General features: G+C 66.4%; 24 protein-coding genes. 16 read left to right on the plus strand and 8 right to left on the minus strand.

The genetic code is table 11. The features are described from left to right. Positions 1–21 precede the first annotated feature (21 nt). The 5 genes from QZM35_RS10225 to QZM35_RS10245 all read left to right on the plus strand — a co-directional run bounded on the left by QZM35_RS10225 (position 22) and on the right by QZM35_RS10245 (position 4,979). A complete protein-coding gene (locus tag QZM35_RS10225; protein ID WP_089425602.1) occupies positions 22–732 on the plus strand; it encodes an ankyrin repeat domain-containing protein in 711 nt (236 codons plus the stop codon). A 119-nt stretch (positions 733–851) separates the two neighbouring features. After that, positions 852–1,208, plus strand: a complete 357-nt coding sequence (locus tag QZM35_RS10230) for a Rap1a/Tai family immunity protein (protein ID WP_006485939.1) — start codon at positions 852–854, stop codon at positions 1,206–1,208. An 89-nt stretch (positions 1,209–1,297) separates the two neighbouring features. Beyond that, complete coding sequence (locus QZM35_RS10235; RefSeq protein WP_089440275.1) at positions 1,298–2,470, plus strand: mechanosensitive ion channel family protein; 1,173 nt, start codon at positions 1,298–1,300, stop codon at positions 2,468–2,470. 30 nt (positions 2,471–2,500) lie between these two features. Continuing rightward, entirely contained in the window at positions 2,501–3,676 is a 1,176-nt protein-coding gene (locus QZM35_RS10240) for an AAA family ATPase (RefSeq protein WP_301775866.1), read from the plus strand. Positions 3,677–3,914: 238 nt separating this feature from the next. Continuing rightward, entirely contained in the window at positions 3,915–4,979 is a 1,065-nt protein-coding gene (locus QZM35_RS10245) for a glycosyltransferase family 4 protein (protein WP_301775867.1), read from the plus strand. Between the two features lie 94 nt (positions 4,980–5,073). Here QZM35_RS10245 and QZM35_RS10250 read toward each other — a convergent pair whose 3' ends face one another. The 3 genes from QZM35_RS10250 to QZM35_RS10260 all read right to left on the minus strand — a co-directional run bounded on the left by QZM35_RS10250 (position 5,074) and on the right by QZM35_RS10260 (position 6,913). After that, positions 5,074–5,661, minus strand: coding sequence for a YSC84-related protein (locus QZM35_RS10250; RefSeq protein ID WP_069248150.1), 588 nt, complete (start codon positions 5,659–5,661; stop codon positions 5,074–5,076). 230 nt (positions 5,662–5,891) lie between these two features. Continuing rightward, the gene (locus tag QZM35_RS10255) at positions 5,892–6,341 is read right to left on the minus strand and encodes a hypothetical protein (protein WP_174972708.1); all 450 of its coding nucleotides are present in this window, start codon (positions 6,339–6,341) and stop codon (positions 5,892–5,894) included. Between the two features lie 281 nt (positions 6,342–6,622). After that, complete coding sequence (locus QZM35_RS10260) at positions 6,623–6,913, minus strand: PsiF family protein (protein WP_301775868.1); 291 nt, start codon at positions 6,911–6,913, stop codon at positions 6,623–6,625. 261 nt (positions 6,914–7,174) lie between these two features. On the opposite strand from QZM35_RS10260, the gene QZM35_RS10265 reads away from it, so the two are divergent. Then, the gene (locus tag QZM35_RS10265; protein WP_089425598.1) at positions 7,175–8,197 is read left to right on the plus strand and encodes an asparaginase; all 1,023 of its coding nucleotides are present in this window, start codon (positions 7,175–7,177) and stop codon (positions 8,195–8,197) included. A 97-nt stretch (positions 8,198–8,294) separates the two neighbouring features. Here the strand turns inward: QZM35_RS10265 and lysM are convergent, their stop codons facing one another. The 5 genes from lysM to gcl form a co-directional block, all read right to left on the minus strand. After that, positions 8,295–8,765, minus strand: coding sequence for a peptidoglycan-binding protein LysM (gene lysM, locus QZM35_RS10270; RefSeq protein WP_039367010.1), 471 nt, complete (start codon positions 8,763–8,765; stop codon positions 8,295–8,297). 11 nt (positions 8,766–8,776) lie between these two features. Further along, positions 8,777–8,902 carry a hypothetical protein gene (locus QZM35_RS10275; RefSeq protein ID WP_256093589.1) on the minus strand — a complete coding sequence of 42 codons (126 nt, stop codon included), beginning with the start codon at positions 8,900–8,902 and terminating at the stop codon, positions 8,777–8,779. A gap of 321 nt (positions 8,903–9,223) precedes the next feature. Beyond that, positions 9,224–10,117, minus strand: a complete 894-nt coding sequence (locus QZM35_RS10280; RefSeq protein WP_089425597.1) for a 2-hydroxy-3-oxopropionate reductase — start codon at positions 10,115–10,117, stop codon at positions 9,224–9,226. A 41-nt stretch (positions 10,118–10,158) separates the two neighbouring features. Next, the gene (hyi, locus tag QZM35_RS10285) at positions 10,159–10,968 is read right to left on the minus strand and encodes a hydroxypyruvate isomerase (protein ID WP_021162122.1); all 810 of its coding nucleotides are present in this window, start codon (positions 10,966–10,968) and stop codon (positions 10,159–10,161) included. Positions 10,969–11,012: 44 nt separating this feature from the next. Beyond that, the gene (gene gcl, locus QZM35_RS10290) at positions 11,013–12,788 is read right to left on the minus strand and encodes a glyoxylate carboligase (protein WP_089425596.1); all 1,776 of its coding nucleotides are present in this window, start codon (positions 12,786–12,788) and stop codon (positions 11,013–11,015) included. 172 nt (positions 12,789–12,960) lie between these two features. Here gcl and QZM35_RS10295 point away from each other — a divergent pair, with 172 nt between their 5' ends. From QZM35_RS10295 to QZM35_RS10340, 10 genes are all read left to right on the plus strand, one after another. Then, entirely contained in the window at positions 12,961–13,872 is a 912-nt protein-coding gene (locus QZM35_RS10295; protein ID WP_089425595.1) for a LysR family transcriptional regulator, read from the plus strand. Between the two features lie 177 nt (positions 13,873–14,049). Continuing rightward, positions 14,050–14,691 carry an RNA polymerase sigma factor gene (locus QZM35_RS10300; RefSeq protein ID WP_174972717.1) on the plus strand — a complete coding sequence of 214 codons (642 nt, stop codon included), beginning with the start codon at positions 14,050–14,052 and terminating at the stop codon, positions 14,689–14,691. Continuing rightward, the gene (locus tag QZM35_RS10305; RefSeq protein WP_301775869.1) at positions 14,681–15,571 is read left to right on the plus strand and encodes an anti-sigma factor; all 891 of its coding nucleotides are present in this window, start codon (positions 14,681–14,683) and stop codon (positions 15,569–15,571) included. The genes QZM35_RS10300 and QZM35_RS10305 overlap by 11 nt, the downstream gene beginning before the upstream one ends. Before the next feature lie 243 nt (positions 15,572–15,814). After that, complete coding sequence (rpsF, locus tag QZM35_RS10310) at positions 15,815–16,189, plus strand: 30S ribosomal protein S6 (RefSeq protein ID WP_006402295.1); 375 nt, start codon at positions 15,815–15,817, stop codon at positions 16,187–16,189. A 40-nt stretch (positions 16,190–16,229) separates the two neighbouring features. After that, positions 16,230–16,529 carry a primosomal replication protein N gene (gene priB / locus QZM35_RS10315; protein ID WP_011657069.1) on the plus strand — a complete coding sequence of 100 codons (300 nt, stop codon included), beginning with the start codon at positions 16,230–16,232 and terminating at the stop codon, positions 16,527–16,529. Positions 16,530–16,533: 4 nt separating this feature from the next. After that, positions 16,534–16,809 (plus strand): 30S ribosomal protein S18, encoded by a 276-nt coding sequence (rpsR, locus tag QZM35_RS10320; protein WP_006486248.1) that lies wholly within the window; start codon positions 16,534–16,536, stop codon positions 16,807–16,809. Between the two features lie 27 nt (positions 16,810–16,836). Beyond that, complete coding sequence (rplI, locus tag QZM35_RS10325; RefSeq protein ID WP_021156519.1) at positions 16,837–17,289, plus strand: 50S ribosomal protein L9; 453 nt, start codon at positions 16,837–16,839, stop codon at positions 17,287–17,289. Between the two features lie 139 nt (positions 17,290–17,428). Next, the gene (gene dnaB / locus QZM35_RS10330) at positions 17,429–19,852 is read left to right on the plus strand and encodes a replicative DNA helicase (RefSeq protein WP_301775870.1); all 2,424 of its coding nucleotides are present in this window, start codon (positions 17,429–17,431) and stop codon (positions 19,850–19,852) included. A gap of 138 nt (positions 19,853–19,990) precedes the next feature. Beyond that, positions 19,991–20,617 (plus strand): DUF47 domain-containing protein, encoded by a 627-nt coding sequence (locus QZM35_RS10335; RefSeq protein ID WP_034188683.1) that lies wholly within the window; start codon positions 19,991–19,993, stop codon positions 20,615–20,617. A 10-nt stretch (positions 20,618–20,627) separates the two neighbouring features. Further along, entirely contained in the window at positions 20,628–21,638 is a 1,011-nt protein-coding gene (locus tag QZM35_RS10340; RefSeq protein ID WP_046543500.1) for an inorganic phosphate transporter, read from the plus strand. Positions 21,639–21,666 lie beyond the last annotated feature (28 nt).

Raw genomic sequence — 21,666 nt, forward strand, 5'->3', positions numbered from 1 at the left:
CCAGGGAAGGAGCCCACAACAATGACGAAGCCGACCAACCATCTGCCGAAACGCGCACTCGTTGCCGCCGCGCTCGTCGCGAGCGGCCTGTTCGCGGCAGCCGGCGCGCATGCTGAATCGCTCGATGCGATCGTCAAGGCCGTCAAGTTCGACGACATCGCCGACATCGGCAAGCAGCTCAAGAGCGGCAAGCTCGACCCGAACACGATCGCGCCGAACGGCGACCCGCTGATCGTGATCGCCGCGCGCGAGAAGTCCGACAAGGTCGCGGCGGCGCTCGCCACGACGCCGAACGTCGACCTCGAGAAGGAAGACAAGGCCGGCGAAACCGCGCTGATGCTCGCGTCGCTGAACGGCGACGTCGGCCTCGCGAAGCTGCTGATCGACAAGGGCGCGGAAGTCAGCAAGAAGGGCTGGGCGCCGCTGCACTACGCGGCCACCAATGGCCAGGACGCAGTCGTGAAGCTGCTGCTCGACCACGACGCGTACATCGATACCGCCTCGCCGAACGGCACGACGCCGCTGATGATGGCCGCACGCGGCAACCATCCGTCGACGGTCACGCTGCTGCTCGACCAGGGCGCCGATCCGCAGGTGAAGAACCAGCTCGGCATCACCGCGCTCGAATTCGCGAAGCACTACAACGCGCCGGACGCGATCGAGATCCTGAGCAAGCGGACGACCCGCATCGGGGCATCGACGCCGGCAGAGGCGCAAAAGAGTGCAAAATGACGGTTTTCGGTGCGGCAGACGGTGCCCGCCCGGCCGGATTCCGGCCGGAGCAGGGCGTCCCGGCGCCGCGCCGGCCAAGGCAGCAGGCGGCCTCGGGCCGCATTGACATAAGGAACACCATGTTGCGCGCAATGTTTTGTGCCGCGGCGTTTGCCGTGCCGTTGTCGGCGGCGGCTTTCACGGGCGCTGATCTCGACCGGCTGTGCGCGAAGACGGACGTCAAATCGCGGGCGTCGTGCGCGGCCTACATCGAAGGAGCCGCCGACGGCGTCTACAACACCATCGATGCGATCGGCGGCACGACGGGGCCGCGGGTCGGCCAGTATTTCTGCCTGCCGCCCGACATCCGGGCGCAGCAGATGACCGACGCGGTGCGCAAGTACATCGCGGAAAATCCGAAGCTGGCCGACTACAACGCGAGCACCGCGGTGTCGCTCGGTCTCGGCAAGGCGTTTCCCTGCAGGAGCGGCAACTGACCTGACGCCGTGTCCGGGCCCGCGCGCGGCCCGGGCGTCGCCGACGCATCCAGGACGAGGCGTGCGCGCCTCACAACCCACGGGCGCCGATGATTTCAATCGAGGAACTGCAGCGCATCACCGATGCGCCGTTGCATTCATGGCTCGGCACGCTGGCCGTGTCCGTCATCGTCTTGCTGGTCGTCACGGTCGTGCACCGTCTCGGCGCACGCATCGTCAAGCGCATCGCGCAGCCGTATCCGTTGATGAGCGCGATCTTGCGCTACATCGACCGGCCGTCGCTCGTCGTGCTCGCGCTGCTGGCGCTCGAATTCCTGTGGGTCCAGGCCGACGACGGCATGTCGTTCGTGCGCGGCATGCGCACGGCGGCGGCGGTCGGCTCCATCGTTTCGCTCACGTGGCTGCTGGTGCGGCTGGCGGCCGGCGTCGGCGATGCCATCATCCAGGCGCATCCGATCGATACGGCCGACAACCTTCAAGCCCGGCGCATCCATACGCAGGCCAAGGTACTCGTGCGGACCGTGATGGTGCTGATCGTGATCATCGGCACCGGCGCCGCGCTGATGACGTTCCCGAACGTGCGCCAGGTCGGCGCGAGCCTGCTGGCGTCCGCCGGCGTCGCGGGCCTGGTCGCCGGTATTGCCGCACGGCCGGTGCTCGGCAACCTGATCGCCGGGCTGCAGATCGCGCTCACGCAGCCGATCCGGCTCGACGACGTGGTCGTGATCCAGGGCGAGTGGGGGCGTATCGAGGAAATCACCGGGTCGTTCGTGTCGGTGCGGCTGTGGGACCAGCGGCGCCTCGTCGTGCCGCTGCAATGGATCATCGAGAACCCGTTCACGAACTGGACGCGCAGCAGCTCGGAAATCATCGGCACGGTCTATCTGTCGGTCGATTACCGCACGCCGCTCGCGCCGCTGCGCGAGGAACTCGCGCGGCTCGTCCACGCGGCGCCGGAGTGGGACGGCCGCGTGCAGGTGCTGCAGGTGACCGACGCGACGGAGCGCACGATGCAGTTGCGCGCGCTCGTCAGCGCGGCCGACTCGTCATCGTGCTGGGACCTGCGCTGCCGCGTGCGCGAAGGGTTGATCGCCTACCTGCAGGACCGCTATCCGCAATGCCTACCGCGCAGCCGGATGGAACTGTATCCGCACGATGCCGCGCCGGACGCGCCGAATCCCGAACGGCCGCACGCGCGGTCGCCTGCCGCCAGTACGGCGGCCAATACCGCGGCCGACCCGCAGACCGCCGAAGGCCGCTGACAGCGGCCCGCACGCTCACCTTCCATCGTCATGACCGCGCTGAACACGCTCGCCATCGCCAATTACCGCTCGCTGCGCGAGCTGATCGTGCCGCTCGCGGCGCTCAACGTCGTCACGGGGCCGAACGGCAGCGGCAAGTCGAGCGTGTACCGCGCACTGCGGCTGCTCGCCGATACCGCGCAGGGGCGCGTGATCCCGTCGCTTGCCCGCGAAGGCGGGTTGCCGTCGACGCTGTGGGCCGGCCCCGAGCGCTTTTCGAGGGCGATGCTGGACGGCGATGCACCGGTCACCGGCACGGTGCGCAAGGGGCCCGTGAGCCTGAAGCTCGGCTTCGCCTGCGACGATTTCGGCTATGCGATCGATCTCGGCATGCCGATCCCGAGCAGCTCGCAGTTCTCGCTCGATCCGGTGGTGAAGCGCGAGTGCATCTGGGGCGGCGCGATGTTGCGCCCGTCGACGCTGCTGGTCGACCGGCAGGGCGCGCAGATCCGCGCGCGCACCGCGTCGGGCGACTGGCAGACGATTCCGCAGCCGGTGGCCAGCTTCGACAGCATGATGACCGAGTTCGCCGATCCGACCGGCGCGCCCGAGATGATCGCGGTGCGCGAACGGATCCGCTCGTGGCGCTTCTACGACCATTTCCGGACCGACGCGCAGGCGCCGGCGCGACAGTCGCACATCGGCACCCATACGCCGGTGCTCGCGGACGACGGCGCCGACCTCGCCGCCGCGTTGCAGACGATTCGCGAGATCGGCGACGGCGCGGCGCTCGATGCGGCGCTCGACGACGCGTTTCCCGGTGCGTCGGTCGAGATCGACAATCCGGGCGGCCGTGGCCGCTTCGACGTGCTGATGCGCCAGCCCGGGCTGCTGCGACCGCTCGCGGCGGCCGAGCTGTCGGACGGCACGCTGCGCTACCTGCTGCTCGCGGCCGCGCTGCTGACCCCGCGGCCGCCGGCGCTGATGGTGCTGAACGAACCGGAGACGAGCCTGCACCCGGATCTGCTGCCGGCGCTCGGCCGCCTGATCGCGCAGGCGGCGCAGCGTTCGCAGGTGCTCGTCGTGTCGCACGCGGCGCGGCTCATCGCGACGCTCGAGCGCGAGGCCGACTGCGAATCGCTGGTGCTCGACAAGCAGCTCGGCGCGACCGGGCTCGTCGATGCCGATACGCGCGACCTGCCGCCGTGGAAGTGGCCGTCACGCTGACGGCCAGGGCGGCGGCATGCGTTCGGGCGCGATCTTCGCATCGGGGGCCGGATCGGCCCGACGGGCGGAATGTATCCTGCCTGTAACAACACCCATAAAATGAAAGACGGGCGGTTCCGCGCAGCGGGATCGCCAATAATGAAGGGATATCCGGCTGGCGCTGCATGGGGGCCGGGGCGTGAAAGCCCGAAGGCCCGCCGGCCGTGACGCAACGGACAGGACACAGGAGACGTGGACCATGAGAATTGCCCAGATCGCGCCGCTGACCGAATCGGTGCCGCCGAAGCTGTACGGCGGCACGGAGCGCGTCGTGTCCTACATCACCGAGGCGCTCGTCGAGCTCGGCCATGATGTGACGCTGTTCGCGAGCGGCGATTCGACGACGCGGGCGAAGCTCGAGCCGGTCTGGCTGCGCGCGCTGCGGCTCGATTCGTCGATCCGCGACCGGGTCGCGCCGCACATGCTGCTGATGGAGACGGTCGCGCGCCGCGCGAAGGACTTCGACGTGCTCCATTTCCACATGGACTACTACTCGTTCTCGGTCTTCAACCGGCAGGAAACGCCCTACGTGACGACGCTGCACGGCCGGCTCGACCTTCCCGAGCAGCAGCCGGTGTTCGACACGTTCAACACCGCGCCGGTGATCTCGATCTCGAACGCGCAACGCCAGCCGCTGCCGCAGGCGAAATGGCTGACGACGGTCTACCACGGGCTGCCCGATACGCTGTACATGCCGCAGCCGGTCGAGCCGCGCTATCTCGCGTTCCTCGGCCGCATCTCGCCGGAGAAGCGCGTCGACACGGCGATCCGCATCGCCCGCCAGTGCGGGCTGCCGATCAAGATCGCCGCAAAGATCGACGCGGCCGACCAGGAATACTTCGAGCGCGAGATCAAGCCGCTCTTCGCGTTGCCGCACGTCGAATTCATCGGCGAGATCGCCGATCACCAGAAGGCCGAATTCCTGTCGGGCGCGCATGCGCTGCTGTTCCCGATCGACTGGCCGGAGCCGTTCGGCCTGGTGATGATCGAGGCGATGTCGTGCGGCACGCCGGTGATCGCGTTCAATCGCGGCGCGGTGCCCGAAGTGGTGGACGAGGGCGTGTCGGGTTTCATCGTCGAGGACGAAATCAGCGCGGTGGCCGCCGTGAACCGCCTGCACCTGCTGCCGCGAGCGCGCGTGCGGCAGCGCTTCGAGGAACGCTTCACGTCGCGCCGCATGGCGCAGCAGTATGTCGACGTCTACCAGTCGGTGATCCGCGCGCAGAAGCGCTCGCGCTTCAAGGTGATCGACTCGACGACCTGACGCGCGCGGATGAAAAAACGGCGATGCCCGCAAGGACATCGCCGTTTGTGCTTGTGTATGGCCCGCGCGCGGTGCGCACGGGCGGTGCCGAGCGTCAGATCTTCAGCTTCGTGACCTTCGTGCCGTTGATCGACACGTCGCCCATCAGGCCCGCGTTCGTCAGCACGACGACCTGGACCGGCGCGGTGGCCGTGTTGGAGTCGACCGCGCCGTTCGCGCCCATCTTCACGAGCGCGACCGACGCGCCTGCGCCGGCTGCCCAGCCGTCCGAGCCGCGGAATTCGTCGAGCGCTTCCTGCGTCATGAACAGGAACACGATCGCCTTCGACTGCGCACCGGCCTGCAGGCCGACCGACAGCGACGACGTGTTGTAGTAGCCGACCGTGCTGCCGCCGACGCGCAGTGCGCCGTTGCCGGACTGGCCGCCGACGATGAAGCCGGCCTGGATGACGTCCGGGAAGACGAGCACGCCGCGCGACTTCGCGACGAGTTCGCGTGAACCCTTGACCGTGGAGTACATGCGCGACAGCGTGGCGTCGACGCTCGAGTCGATTGCCTGGCGCTTCGACGCGTTCGTTGCGGCGTTGTCCGGCTTGTCCGGGGTGGTGGTGCAACCGGTGAGCGCGAGGCTACCGACGATGAGCGCAGCGGCGGCTTTCAGCACAAGATTCCGTTTTTGCATCGTTCTTCTCCATCGGATGATGTTCGGAGTGAGTCTCGCTCAGGGAGCGGATCACGTCGGCAGTTATATCACAGCGGATTACAGCCTCTTTTCGTTGCAGCGTGAAAAAGCGTCAAATCGCTCGGGGATGTCGCGGCGCGCCAACGGACGAACCAGCAATCGCGCGCCGACATCGCATCGGCATGCGGGAAACACGGCGTTTGATCGGACGGCGGCTGCTGCCGCGCGCATCAGTGCGTGACGGGTGGAACAGGCGGCTTGATCGGGGGACGGCGCAGCGCGCGGCGGATCAGCGCGATCACGACCCCGCAGGCGAACAGGAACGCGGCCGGCACGACCCAGTAGCCGACGAACGCATGCCACAGGTAGCCTGCGAGCGTATTGCGGCGCACCACGTATTCGTCGCGGGCTGCCTGCTGGCGCGGTGCATTGCCGGCGAGCACGTCGGCCGGGCAGCCGGCCGCGCGCGCCTCGTCAGGATCCCCGTGGCACTTCGCGGCGGCGCCGGCGGCCTGCTGCGCGTCGCTGAGCTGCCAGGTGGTCAGCGCGAGTTGCAGGTCCGCCTTGTTGTACGCCATTTCCTCGCGGATCTCGCGCACGGCGACGATCGCGACGGGCACGGCCCAGAACACGATCACGATCAGCCAGCGGCGGAACCAGCGGTGTTGTCTCCATGCCATCCATGCCTCCGTTTGACGCGTGTGCGCGTCTGTCTCGAGGGCGGCCCGATGGCGCTTCTTGTACTTGGATGGGCCGCGTTGCAGCCATCATAGAAGAAAACGCGGCGAATTGCCGCACCATGTGGCGGCGCCGGTGCGGCAGGCTGGAAAAGCGGGGCGGGAGGCTGTTGCAACAGCGCGGCGGCGGGGCCGGGCGGGGCGCGTCGATGCGCGTGCAACGAAAACGAAAATGCCGCGCCCGCCGAAGCGGTGCGCGGCATTCGATACGGGAGCGCCGGAACTCAGGCGGCCGGCTGGCTGCTCAGGCAGCTCTTCATGAACGCCTTGCGGTCGTCGCCCTTCTTGCCGGTGGCCTGCGTGTTGCACGCCTTCATCTTTTCCTGCTGCGACATGGCCTTCGCGGGCTTCGCCGACAGGCAGTCCTTCATGAACGCCTTGCGTTCGTCGCCCGTCTTGCCGGCTGCCTGGGTGTTACAGGCCTTCATCTTGTCCTGCTGGCTGGTCGCCGCGAACGCGGGGGAAGCCAGCATGCCGCCGAGAAGCACTGCGGCTACGAGCGATTGGATTTTCATTTCGACACTCCCATGGGGTGAATTGCGTGTGATCGACGCCGTCACGAAGCACCGTGCAATGGCGATAGGGTCGCATCGCACAGCGCGCTCCGATTATGGCAAATCAATGTGAAAACACCAAAACGGCACTTTCTATAACGTTGCGGATGCCACGGCCGTTGACGGCACGTGTTGCCGGACGATCGGGACAAACCATGATGCGCGGCGGCCGGCCTCGGTCGCCGCGCCGGAACCTGGCCGCAAGCCTTTACAATCGCGGCCATGAACACTTCGAATTCCGCATCCCCTTCGTCCGCGTCGGCCCTGCCGCGCATCGCCGTGCTCGCCACCGGCGGCACGATCGCCGGCGCCGCGCCCGACGCAGCCAGCACGGCCGGCTACCAGGCCGGCGCGCTCGGCGTCACTTTCCTGGTCGACGCGGTGCCGGCGCTTGCGTCCGTCGCGCGCGTCGACGCCGAGCAGATCGCCAGCATCGACAGCAAGGATCTCGCGTTGCCGCTGTGGAATACGCTCGCCGCGCGGATCGACGCGCTGATGGCCGACCCGGCGGTCGACGGCATCGTGATCACCCACGGCACCGACACGCTCGAGGAAACCGCGTATGCGCTGCACCTGGTCGTCAACGGCGACAAGCCGGTCGTGCTGACGGCCGCGATGCGGCCGGCGACCGCGCTGTCGTCCGACGGCCCGCTGAACCTGCTGAATGCGGTGACGGTGGCCGCGCATCCGTCCGCGCGCGGGCAGGGCGTGCTGGTCGCATTCAACAACCGAATCCACGGCGCGCGCGACGTCGTGAAGACGAGCACCTATGCGGTCGATGCGTTCCAGTCGCCAGAGCTCGGCGCGCTCGGCTGGGTGCAGGACGGCCGGGTCGAATTCGCCCGCCGCGTCACGCGTTCGCGCGACACGCAACTGGCGATCGCCGCCGCGTGGCCGCCCGTCGAAGTCGTCGCGAGCTACGCGGGCGTGACGCGCACGGCCGTCGATGCGCTCGTCGCGGCCGGCGTGCGCGGTCTCGTCGTCGCGGGCACGGGCAACGGCTCGATCCATGCGACGCTGCAGGCGGCGCTGGCCGATGCGGTGAAGGCAGGCGTCGCGGTGGTTCGCGCGTCGCGCGTCGGGTCGGGGCACGTGATGCGCAACGGCGCCGCGAGCGACGATGCGCTCGGCTTCGTGAGCGCAGGGTCGCTGAACCCGTTCAAGGCGCGGGTGCTGCTGATGCTCGCGCTCGCGAACGGCATTCACGGCCGCGACGCGCTGCAACGCGCGTTCGATACGCTGTGACCGACTGATCGATACGCGCGGCGCGGGCCGCGCGCGTCACCATGAAAAAAGCAGGCCATCGGCCTGCTTTTTTTGTCCGTCAGTCCGGCAACAATGCTCAGGACTGCGGCGGAATCACGAGCTTCTGGCCCGGGTAGATCCGGTCCGGGCTCGACAGCATCGGCTTGTTCGCCTCGAAGATCACCGGGTACTTGTTCGCGTCGCCGTAGACTTCCTTGGCGATCGCCGACAGCGTGTCGCCCGGCTTCACGTCGTGGTACTGCACTTCCGGATCGTCCGGCTGCAAATCGTCGTCGTTGACGCCCGCGACGCCTTGCACGTTGCCGGCCGCGACCTTGACCTTGGCCTTCGTGTCGAGGTCGGCGACGCTGCCCGACAGCGTCACGGTGCGCGATGCGCCGTCGAACGCCACGGTCAGGTTCGACGTGTCGAGACCTTGCGTGTTGATGTAGTTCTTGATGGCATCGGCCGCGGTCTGGTTTGCGGCATTCGGATCTTCCGCGGCTTGCGCATCGGCATGACCCAGCAGTTTTTCGCCCGCCTCTTTGATAAACGAAAGAAGACCCATCGTTGCACTCCTTAGGTGGTTGAAAAGAAAACGCGCCGTGAAGTGGCGAAAAAAACACCGCGCTGGGCGCGGTCACCGGAAGTGAACGCTAGCGCGGCGGTTTTCTCGAAAGGCGTGGCGAAAGTGTAGGCGTTCATGACGACGATTGCATGAAAAATCGCACGCTTGAACGTAAAGAAATGTAATACGCGAAATCCGACAGGCGGACACCCGACGACGACGTCTGACCGACCAAGGCTTCCCCGGCGTCGCCGGGTGCCGCTGCGGACCCCACCACGCCGCTCTCAGCCCAGAGCGGCGTTTTTCGCCCCGTCCCGCATGCCATCGGCAGTGCAGGGCGGGGCGCCCCACCGTGATGCGCGAGCGTGTCGCGCATCGATGCGACCGGCCGTGCCGGTCACGTGTGTCTGTCGCGCGCGTCCGCCATCGCAGCAAAAACGCGCATCGTTGCAGCCGTGTTACGCGGCCGGCGTCTGGCCGATCTCGAAGTTCGACATGATCTCGAGCGCACGCACGAGTGCCGAGTGATCCCATGCCTTGCCGCCGTGCGATGCGCACACGCTGAACAGCTGCTGCGCGCTGGCCGTATGCGGCAGCGCGAGGCCGAGCTTGCGTGCGCCGTCGAGCGCGAGGTTCAGGTCCTTCTGGTGCAGCTCGATGCGGAAGCCCGGATCGAACGTGCGCTTCGTCATCCGCGCGCCGTGCACTTCGAGGATGCGCGACGCAGCGAAGCCGCCCATCAGCGCCTGGCGTACACGCTCCGGATCGGCACCCGAACGTGCGGCGAACAGCAGTGCTTCGCCGACCGCCTCGATGTTCAGCGCGACGATGATCTGGTTCGCGACCTTGCAGGTCTGGCCCGCGCCGTTGTCGCCGACGAGCGTGATGTTCTTGCCCATCTTCTCGAACAGCGGCCTGGCGCGCTCGAATGCCGTCTCCGGGCCGCCGACCATGATCGTCAGCGTCGCTTCGCGTGCGCCGACTTCGCCGCCGGACACCGGCGCGTCGAGGTAGTCGCAGCCGAGTGCATTGATCTGCTTCGCGAATTCCTGCGTGTCGAGCGGCGAGATCGAGCTCATGTCGATCACGAGCTTGCCGGCCGTCAGGCCCTTCGCGACGCCGTCGTCGGCGAACAGCACGTTACGCACGTCCGGCGTGTCCGGCACCATCGAGATGATGATGTCCGCGTTCCGTGCGACTTCGGTCGAGTTCGCGACGACCTTCGCGCTCGTGCGCAGGTCGTCCGGGATCGGGAACGCGCCGTTCACGACGAGCTGATGGTCGCCCTTGAGCAGGTTGCGCGCCATGTGCGCGCCCATGATGCCGAGGCCGATGAAACCGATGGTTGCCATGTGAAAGTCTCCTATGGGGCTGAAAACGGAAAGGGCGGATCTCAGGCGGCGCGACGCGCCGAGCCCGGTGCGCAGCCGGCGACGCTGTGCAGCCAGCCGAGGCCTTCCGTCGTGGTGGTGCGGGGCTTGTACTCGCAGCCGACGTAGCCGGCATAGCCGAGCCGGTCGAGCAGCGCGAACAGGAACGCGTAGTTGATCTCGCCCGTGCCCGGCTCGTTGCGGCCCGGGTTGTCCGCGAGCTGGACGTGGCCGATCGATGCGAGGTTGCGTTCGATCGTCGCGGCCAGTTCGCCTTCCATGCGCTGCATGTGATAGATGTCGTACTGCAGGAACAGGTTGTCCGAGCCGACCGCGCGGATCACGTCGAGCCCTTCCGACGAGCGGTTCAGCGCGAAGCCCGGGATGTCGAAGCTGTTGCACGGCTCGACGAGCAGGCGGATGCCTTCGCGCTTCAACGCATCGGCGGCAAAGCGCAGGTTGTCGACGATCGTGACGAACGTCTTGTCGCGCGCCGTGCTGGCCGACGGGATGCCGACGAGGCAGTTCAGCTGCGGCACCTTCAGCGCCTTTGCGTACTCGATCGCACGGCCGACCCCTTCCTGGAACTCGCCGACGCGATCGGGCAGGCACGCGATGCCGCGCTCGCCCTGGTCCCAGTTGCCGGCGGGCAGGTTGTGCAGCACGAGGCGCAGGCGATGCGTCTCGAGGCGCTCGGCGAGTTCCTCTTTCGCGTACGGATACGGGAACAGGAACTCGACGGCGTCGAAGCCCGCGTCGGCGGCCGCCTTGAAGCGGTCGAGGAACGGCACTTCGTTGAACAGCATGGTCAGGTTTGCAGCAAACTTCGGCATGAGCTAAGCCTCTTCGGTCGGTCAGTCAAAAAATGTCGTGCGGTTCAGTCGAGCATCGAGATCGCGGTCGGTGCGTGCTCGGCCTTTTCGGCGAGATCCTCGAATTCGTTGATCGCGTCGATTTCGGTGCCCATCGAGATGTTCGTCACGCGCTCGAGGATCACTTCCACGACCACCGGCACGCTGAACTCTTCCGCGAGCGTTTGCGCCTGGCGCAGCGCCGGCTCGATCTCTTCCGGCTTGAACACGCGCAGCGCCTTGCAGCCGAGGCCTTCCGCGACGGCCACGTGGTCGACGCCATAGCCGTTCAGCTCCGGCGCGTTCACGTTGTCGAACGCGAGCTGCACGCAGTAGTCCATGTCGAATGCACGCTGCGCCTGGCGGATCAGCCCGAGGTACGAGTTGTTCACGACGACGTGCACGTACGGCAGCTTGAATTGCGCGCCGGCCGCCAGTTCCTCGATCATGAACTGGAAGTCGTAGTCGCCGGACAGCGCGACGATCGGGCGGCTCGGGTCCGCTGCACGCACGCCGAGCGCGGCGGGGATCGTCCAGCCGAGCGGGCCGGCCTGGCCGCAGTTGATCCAGTTGCGCGCCTTGAACACGTGCAGGAACTGCGCGGCGGCGATCTGCGACAGGCCGATCGTGCTGACGTAGCACGTATCGCGGCCGAACACCTTGTTCATTTCTTCGTACACGCGCTGCGGCTTGACCGGCACGTTGTCGAAGTGCGTCTTGCGCTGCAGCGTGCGCTTGCGTTCCTGGCATTCCGCCACCCATGCGCTGCGGTCCTTCAGCTTGCCGGCGGCCTTCCATTCCCGTGCGACGGCGACGAACAGTTCCAGCGCGGCCTTCGCGTCCGACACGATGCCGAGATCCGGGCCGAACACGCGGCCGATCTGCGTCGGCTCGATGTCGACGTGCACGAACTTGCGGCCCTTCGTATAGACCTCGACGCTGCCCGTGTGGCGGTTCGCCCAGCGGTTGCCGATACCGAGCACGAAGTCGGACGCGAGCATCGTGGCGTTGCCGTAGCGGTGCGACGTCTGCAGGCCGACCATGCCGGCCATCAGCGGGTGGTCGTCCGGAATCGCGCCCCACGACATCAGCGTCGGGATCACCGGCACGCCGATCGTTTCGGCGAACTGGACGAGCAGGTCTTCCGCCGCTGCATTGAGCACGCCGCCGCCCGACACGATCAGCGGCTTGTCCGCGTCGTTGAGCATCGCGAGCGCCTTCTCGATCTGCGCGCGGGTGGCCGCGGGCTTGTAGACCGGCAGCGGTTCGTACGTGTCGATGTCGAATTCGATTTCGGCGAGCTGCACGTCGATCGGCAGGTCGACCAGCACCGGGCCCGGACGGCCCGAGCGCATCAGGTGGAATGCCTGCTGGAACACGCGCGGCACGAGCGCCGGCTCGCGCACGGTGACGGCCCACTTCGTGACGGGCTTCGCGATCGACTCGATGTCGACGGCCTGGAAGTCTTCCTTGTACAGGCGGGCACGCGGTGCCTGGCCGGTGATCGCGAGGATCGGAATCGAGTCGGCGGAAGCGGAATAAAGACCGGTGATCATGTCGGTGCCGGCGGGGCCCGACGTGCCGATGCACACGCCGATGTTGCCCGGGGCCGCGCGCGTGAAGCCTTCGGCCATGTGCGACGCGCCTTCGACGTGGCGTGCCAGTACGTGGCTGATGCCACCCGACTTGCGCATGGCCGAGTAGAACGGGTTGATCGCTGCGCCCGGCACGCCGAACGCGGTCTGGATGCCTTCTTTCTCGAGCACGAGCACAGCAGCGTCGACGGCTCTCATCTTGGCCATGAATGTCTCCTTGAATGGGGTGGATCTTGCAAATGGGTCTGTTGGGGACACTTTAGGGATGCAGGAAAGGTTTGATAAGATCAGCCGAAGTCGCTTTTTTCGAAACTAAAAGTATGGAATGACGGCCGGGCGGGGCTTTCCGCCGGTGCCGGCACAGAGACGGAGACGGGAGATGGATCGCTTCAAGCAGATCGAGACGTTCGTGCGGGTGGCCGATGCCGGCAGTCTCGCGGCGGCGGCGCTCGAGGAGGGCGTATCGCCGGTGGTGCTCGGGCGGCGCATCGACGCGCTCGAAAAGCGTCTCGGCGTGAAGCTGATGTACCGCTCGACGCGGCGGCTGGTGGTCAGCGAGGAGGGCGCCGCGTTCCTCGAGCGTTGTCGCGGCCTCCTGTCCGAATGGGACCAGGCCGAGAACGAGCTGGCCGCCGGGCGGCGCGCGGTCAGCGGGCACCTGATCGTGTCCGCGCCGGCCGCATTCGGGCGCAAGCACGTCGCACCGCACGCCCCCGGCTTTCTGGCCGACAAGCCCGAGATGCAGCTGTCGTTCAACCTGACCGACCGCGTCGTCGATCTCGTGCGCGAAGGCTACGACCTGTCGATCCGGATCGGCGGGGCCGTCGATCCGAACTTCGTCGCGGTGAAGCTCGCATCGAACCGGCGTGTCGTGTGCGGCACGCCCGAGTATTTCCGCCAGCACGGCCGGCCGAAGTCGCTCGACGACCTGCTCAAGCACAACTGCCTGGCGTTCAACCTGCAGGGCGGGCAGAACCGCGGCTGGTATTTCCAGCGCCACGGCAAGATCGCGACGATGCGCGTGGCGGGCAATCTCGACTGCAACGACGGCGAGCTGCTGCACCGCTGGGTGGCCGAAGGTCTCGGGCTCGGCTGGCGCTCCACGTGGGAGATCGCCGCGCAGCTCGAGACGGGCGAGCTTGAAACCGTGCTCGACGAATATGCGTTGCCCGACTACGACATCCTCGCGGTCTACCCGCAGCAGCGCTACGTGCCGGCGCGCGTGCGCTACTTCATCGACTACCTGCGCGCCGCTTACGCGAGCCCGGGCTACTGGAGTACCACGCCGTAACCGGCGCGGGCGGCCCGGCCACAGGACCGACCGGCGATTTTTTACGCTTCGGGCGCGCGGCGCGGGAATAAACTCGACGCAACGACGGTAAGGTCATCAAGCGTGCGCGTTGCCAGTCTGTCCGGGCGCCGTGCTCGGAACGGGCGCGGCTTCGGCCGCCGGGACCAGGGAGGCCATGTGGGGCAAGCCGGACAGGCGGTCGAAGAGCGGTCGGCGGACGACGCGGTGGCGCGCGGCGAGCGGTTTCGTGCGCTCGTGCTGCCGCATCTCGACGCCGCGTACAACCTCGCGCGCTGGCTGAGCGGCAACGCCGGCGATGCGGACGACGTCGTCCAGGACGCGTGCATGCGCGCACTGCGCTTCGTCGATTCGTGTCGCGGCGACAACGCCCGGCCTTGGCTGCTGACGATCGTGCGCCACACCTGGTACACGGAATGGCGGCGCCGCACGCATGCGCACGAGGTTGCGCTGCCCGACACGCTCGAGGACACCGACGTGCCCGACGACTGGCAACCCGCGACCGACGATCCGCTCGCGCACCTGCTGCGCGGCGAGAACGTGCGGCTCGTGAATGAAGCGCTCGCGAAGCTGGCACCCGAATACCGCGAGGTGCTCGTGCTGCGCGAGATGGAGGACCTGAGCTACCGCGAGATTGCGGCGATCGCGGACGTGCCGGTCGGCACCGTGATGTCGCGGCTCGCACGCGGCCGGCGCAAGCTCGCCGCGCTGCTGGGCGGCGAGCCGGCACCGGCGGCCGAAGGCAGGCAGGGCCGTGCGCCGGCTGGCGGAACCGCATCGGAGGCTATCGATGGACTGTAACGAAGCGCGAGCGTTGCTGGACGCGGACGTCGACCGCGAGCTGTCGGCGCCCGATGCGTTGCGGGTCCAGCAGCATGTCGAAGCGTGCGAAGCGTGCCGCCGCGAACGCGCGCGGATCGTCACGCTGGTGCAGGCCGTGCGCCAGGCCGACTACCACCGTGCGCCGGATGCGTTGCGGGCCGGCATTCTCGCGAGCCTGCCGGCGGCGGCCGATGCGCCCGTGCGCGAGCAGGCGCAGCCGCAGCCCGAACCGCGGTCAACGCCGCAGCCGCGTCCGCGCGGCCGCCGCTGGTTTTCGTGGCTGACGGATCAAGGCGGGTCGGCACGCCCGGCGTCGGCCGGCATGGGGCCGCGCGTGGCCGCGCTGCCCGGCCTCGGCTGGGGCGTCGCGCTGCTGGTGGCGCTTGCCGCGGCGGGCGGGATGACGTTGTCTGCCCGCCACGCCGACACCGACCGCACGGTCGACGAACTCGTGTCGAGCCACGTGCGGGCCGACCTGTCCGCGCGCGACATCGACGTGATCTCGACCGACCGGCACACGGTCAAGCCGTGGTTCAACGGCCGGATCGACTATGCGCCGCCGGTCGAGGACCTCGCGGCGGCCGGCTTCGCGCTGGTCGGCGGCCGGCTCGACTATGTCGGGCGGCGCCGCGTCGCGGTGCTCGTCTACCGTTACCGGCAGCACGTGATCGACGTCTACGTGCGGCCGGCCGGGGAGGGGCCGGGGGCGCCGTACACGACCGTGTCGCAAGGCTACGCGCTCGACCGCTGGGAGGCGGCCGGAATGACCTGGTGGGCCGTGACCGACGCCGAACCGTCGGCGCTCGCGGCGTTCAGGACCGCGCTCGATGCGCGACTCGGCGTGACGCGCACCGAGTGACGGCGGCGGGCGGCGGCCTGCCGCTTGCCGCGCGTTTCTGTTCCGACCCTGACCGGGCAACGCACCGAAGAACGCCTGGGCTGCGCGGGTTCGCCCCTTCAAGTCTTTGAAAACATGGCCGAATCCGCGCGCGAATCGTCGATTGGCCTTGCATGCGCCCCGTATCCGGGTTAGAATCTCCGGCTTCTCACTTGCCACACCGGTTCAGACGCCCGGGTGGCTTTAATCCACAAGGAGTGTGTAATGCGTCATTACGAAATCGTATTCATCGTGCACCCCGATCAGAGCGAGCAAGTGCCCGCGATGATCGAGCGTTACAAGACCACGATCACGTCGCACGGCGGTCAGATCCACCGCGTCGAAGACTGGGGCCGTCGCCAACTGGCCTACATGATCGAGAAACTCGCGAAGGCTCACTACGTCTGCATGAACATCGAGTGCGACCAGACGACGCTCGACGAACTCGAACACGCGTTCAAGTTCAACGACGCCGTGCTGCGCCACCTCATCGTCAAGATGAAGAAGGCCGAAACCGGCCCGTCGCCGATGATGAAGGAAGTTCAGCGCGAAGAAGCCAAGAAGGCGGCTGCAGCTCAGCCGACCGAAGCGCAGGCTTAAGTTCGTCATTCATTAAGCCATCAAGGAGCGCGTCACTCACGTGAACAGGTTGCAATTGACGGCAAGCGTCGTCGAACGCGCACCGGTGCGATATACGCCGGCAGGTGTTCCGATCGCAAGCGCCACATTGCATCACCGCACGGAAGTCGTCGAAGCAGGCATTCCCCGTCAGGTCGAAATGACGATCGAGGCGGTGGCGGCCGGTGAGGCGAGCGGCAGGCTGGAGAGTCGTGAAATGGGCGTCGAAACGCTGTTCACGGGCTTCCTGGCAAAGAAAAGCCGCAACGCGAGAACCTTGGTGTTTCACATCACAGCATTGCAGGACATTGGAAAGGACTGAAATCATGCCCCGCCCGACTGGTAAGAAATTCGACAAGCGTCGTCAGCAACAAAACCCGCTCTTCAAGCGCAAGAAGTTCTGCCGTTTCACGGCTGCAGGCGTCGAGCAGATCGACTACAAGGACACGGAAACGCTGAAGGACTTCATCGGCGAAAACGGCAAGATCACGCCGGCTCGTCTGACGGGTACGAAGGCGCACTATCAGCGTCAGCTGGATACGGCCATCAAGCGTGCGCGTTTCCTCGCGCTGCTGCCGTACACCGATCAGCACAAGGCGTAATCAGGCGACGCAATAAGGAGAATTCGAATGCAAATCATTCTGTTGGAAAAAGTCGCCAATCTGGGTAACCTCGGCGACATCGTCAAGGTCAAGGACGGTTACGCTCGCAACTTCCTGATCCCGAACCGCAAGGCTCGCCGTGCAACGAAGGAAGCGATCGCCGAATTCGAAGTTCGCCGCGCTGAACTCGAAAAGATCGCCGCTGAAAAGCTGGCAGCATCGCAGGCAGTCGGCGAGAAGCTGAACGGCCAGTCGTTCGAAATCACGCAGAAGTCGGGCGTTGACGGCCGTCTGTTCGGCTCGGTCACGAACGGCGACGTCGCGGAACTGCTGAAGAAGGCAGGTTTCGAAGTCGAGAAGCTGCAAGTTCGCATGCCGGAAGGCCCGCTGAAGATGATCGGCGAGCACAACGTCCAGGTCGCGCTGCATACGGACGTCGTCGTCGACGTCACGATCAACGTGATCGGCGACCACGCGTAAGCGTACGCAAGCTTTCCGGGCGGCTTCCGCCGTCCGGACAAGGGCAGGCGCCCGGGCAACCGGGGCCTGCCTTTTTTATTGCCCGTTCGCCGGTGGCCGGTATGGCGCCGTCCTGTGTAATTCGCGATAATCCCAACCCATGAACGCGCCGCAAGATCCTCAAATCGAATCGCTGAAAGTCCCGCCGCATTCGGTCGAAGCCGAGCAGTCGGTGCTCGGCGGCCTGTTGCTCGACAACGCGGCCTGGGACCGGATTGCCGACTTCCTGTCGCAGGGCGATTTCTACCGCTACGACCACCGGATCATCTACGAGCACATCGGCCGCCTGATCGCGTCGACGCGCCCGGCCGACGTCGTGACCGTGTACGAAGCGCTGACCACGTCCGGCAAGGCCGACGACGTCGGCGGCCTGGCCTACCTGAACGCGCTCGCACAGAACACGCCGAGCGCGGCGAACATCCGCCGCTATGCGGAAATCGTGCGCGACCGCGCGGTGCTGCGCCGGCTCGTGTCGGTCGCCGACGAAATCTCGGCCGATGCGTTCAACCCGCAGGGCAAGGAAGTCCGCCAGCTGCTCGACGAGGCCGAGTCGAAGGTGTTCTCGATCGCCGAAGAGGGCGCGCGCGGCAACCAGGGCTTCCTCGAGATCGGTCCACTGCTCACGCAGGTCGTCGAGCGCATCGATACGCTGTACCACACGGCGAACCCGAGCGACGTCACGGGCACGCCGACGGGCTTCGTCGACCTCGACCGGATGACGTCCGGGATGCACGGCGGTGAACTGATCATCGTTGCGGGGCGCCCGTCGATGGGTAAGGCACAGCCGCTCGACGCGCGCGTCAGGACGTTGACTGGCTGGAAGCCGATGGGCGAGCTGGCGATCGGTGATGCGCTTGCTTCGGTCGACGGTGCATCGTCGATCGTGACCGGCATCTACCCGCAGGGCGAACGCCAGGTGTATCGGGTCAGCTTTTCGGATGGACGTTCGGCCGAATGCTGCGACGAGCACCTGTGGTGCGTCCATTTCCGTGAGTGGGAAAAGCCGCGAGTGCTGTCGACCGCGGAGATTCGCACGTTGCTGACGCGCGAACGCTACCGGAACCGGTTGTGGATCGACATGCCGACCGGCGAGTTTGGTCATGGCGAGGCGCTGCCGGTTGATCCGTGGGTACTCGGCGCGCTGCTGGGCGATGGTGCGCTCGGCGGGACTGCCGTGCGTTTCAGCGTGAAGGCCGAGGAAACGTTGAACCGGATGCGCGAGCGTGTCGACGTGTCGCTCGAACTTGAATACGCAGGCCAGTGCGACTGGCGCATCAAGCGCCGGCGGTCGACGGCCGCGGAGGCCCGGCCGTCCGTCAACCCGCTCAAGGCTGCGCTCGAGCAGCTCGGTGTGTGGGGGAGGACGAGTTACGACAAGTTCATCCCGCGTATCTACCTCGATGCGGACAAGGACGCGCGGCTGGATTTGTTGCGCGGGCTGCTCGACACCGACGGCTGGGTCGAGTCGTGGGGTACGGTGCGTTATTCGACCGCCAGTGCGCAGTTGGCGAGCGACGTGCGCGAACTGGCGCGTTCGCTTGGTGCGTGGTGCCAGGTGGTCGAAAAGGCGACGAGCTTCACTGTCGACGGCGAACGCAAGGCCGGTGCGACGGCTTACGTTTGCACGATCAGTCATCCAGATCCGCAGAGCCTGTTCCTGTTCGAGGGCAAGCGCGAGCGGCTGACGGCCGGCCGGACGCGCCGCAAGCTGCCGGTGATTACTGGTATCGAGCCATCGCGCCGGACTGCCACGCAGTGCATCTCGGTTTCGCATCCGTCTCGGCTGTACGTGACCGACGATTACGTCGTGACCCACAATACGGCCTTCTCGATGAACATCGGCGAATACGTCGCGGTCGAGTACGGGCTGCCGGTCGCGGTGTTCTCGATGGAAATGCCGGGTACCCAGCTCGTGATGCGGATGCTCGGCTCGATCGGCCGGCTCGACCAGCACCGGATGCGGACGGGCCGCCTGACGGACGAGGATTGGCCGAAACTGACGCACGCGGTGCAGAAGATGAGCGAGGCGCAGCTCTTCATCGACGAAACCGGCGGCCTGAACCCGATGGAATTGCGCTCGCGCGCACGGCGGCTGGCGCGGCAATGCGGCAAGCTCGGCCTGATCATCGTCGACTACCTGCAGCTGATGTCGGGTTCGTCGCAGGGCGAGAACCGCGCGACCGAAATCTCGGAAATCTCGCGATCGCTGAAGAGCCTCGCGAAGGAACTCGACGTGCCGGTGATCGCGCTGTCGCAGCTGAACCGCGGTCTCGAACAACGCCCGAACAAGCGCCCGGTGATGTCGGATTTGCGTGAATCGGGCGCAATCGAACAGGACGCGGACGTGATCCTGTTCATCTACCGTGACGAAGTCTACAACCCGGACAGCCCCGACAAGGGCACGGCCGAAATCATCATCGGCAAGCAGCGTAACGGCCCGATCGGCCCCGTTCGGCTCACGTTCCTGGGGCAATACACGAAGTTCGACAACTTTGCAGGGGCGCAGACGTTCTACGGCGAGTAACGCCGGTTGTAAAGCCCTAAATCGCCAAACGTTGTATCCAATCCCGGCGCGCGCATGTGCGCGCGTCGCGGCGCGACCGAAAACGGTACAATGTCGCCCGTTTTCGTGACAGTAGTTTGACAATCTCTCAGGAATCCCATGTTCGGTCGATTCATGCCCACCGAGGGCAAGTTCTTTGAACTCTTCAACGCGCACGCGAAGCACATCGTTTCCGGTGGCCGCGAGCTCGAACTGCTGATCGACAATCTCGCCGACGCCGAGATTCACAAGCAAAACGTGCAAACCGCCGAGAAGGCCGCCGACAAGCTCACGCACGAGGCGATCGATCTGCTGCACAAGACTTTCATCACGCCGCTCGATCGCGATGAGATCCACAAGCTGATCACGACGATGGACGACATCCTCGACCTGATGGAAGACGTCGCGACCGCCGTGTCGCTGTACGACGTACGTTCCGTCACGTCCGAAGCGAGCCAGCTCGCGCACATCGTCACGCAGTCGGCCCAGCACGTGCAGCAGGCGGTCGGGTTGCTGTCCGACATGAAGCAGTCGGCGCAGATCCTCAAGCAGTGCGAGGAGATCGACCGCTGGGAGTCGGAGGCCGATCGCGTGCTGCGCGCGGCCATGTCGAAGCTGTTCCGCGAGGAAGACGACGTGAAGACGCTCATCAAGCTGAAGGCGATCTACGAGCTGCTCGAAGAGATCACCGACAAGTGCGAGGACGTCGCGAACATCATCGAAGGCATCGTGCTGGAAAACGCCTGAGCGGACCACGATGCATTCGATACAACTCGCCCTATGGATGGTCGCGGCACTCGTGCTCGTCGCGCTCGTATTCGACTTCATGAACGGCTTTCACGACGCGGCGAACTCGATCGCCACCGTCGTGTCGACCGGGGTGTTGAAGCCCCAGCAGGCCGTCGTGTTCGCGGCCGCGTTCAACGTGATCGCGTACTTCATCTTCCACCTGAAAGTCGCGCAGACCGTCGGTAAAGGCACGATCGACCCCGAGATCGTCGACCACTACGTCATATTCGGCGCGCTGGTCGGCGCGATCGGCTGGAACGTGATCACGTGGTACTACGGGATCCCGTCGAGCTCGTCGCACGCGCTGATCGGCGGCCTCGTCGGTGCGGCGCTCGCGAAGTCAGGCTGGAGCTCGCTGAACATCGACGGGCTGCTGAAGACGATCGCGTTCATCTTCATCTCGCCGCTGCTCGGCTTCATCCTCGGCTCGCTGTTCATGCTCGGCGTGTCGTGGCTGTATTTCCGCACCGCGCCCAGCAAGGTGGACCGGCGCTTCCGCCGGCTGCAGCTGCTGTCGGCCGGGCTGTACAGCCTCGGCCACGGCGGCAACGACGCGCAGAAGACGATCGGCATCATCTGGATGCTGCTGATTGCGTCGGGCTATGCGTCGGCGACCGCCGATGCGCCGCCGGCGTGGGTGATCGGCGCGTGCTACCTGTCGATGGGCCTCGGCACGCTGTTCGGCGGCTGGCGCATCGTGCGCACGATGGGCCAGAAGATCACGAAGCTCAAGCCGGTTGGTGGCTTCTGTGCGGAAACCGGTGGCGCGATGACGCTGTTCCTCGCGTCGTTCCTCGGCATTCCGGTGTCGACCACGCACACGATCACCGGCGCGATCGTCGGTGTCGGCGCGACGCAGAAGCTGTCGGCCGTGCGCTGGGGCGTGGCCGGCAACATCGTGTGGGCATGGGTGCTGACGCTGCCCGCGGCCGCATTGTTCGCGGCCGGCGGATGGTGGCTCGGTCACCAGATCTTCTGATCGCCGAGGTAGCCGGATCGACATCCGA

The organism is Burkholderia sp. AU45274 (genome assembly GCF_030482505.1).
GTDB lineage: Bacteria > Pseudomonadota > Gammaproteobacteria > Burkholderiales > Burkholderiaceae > Burkholderia.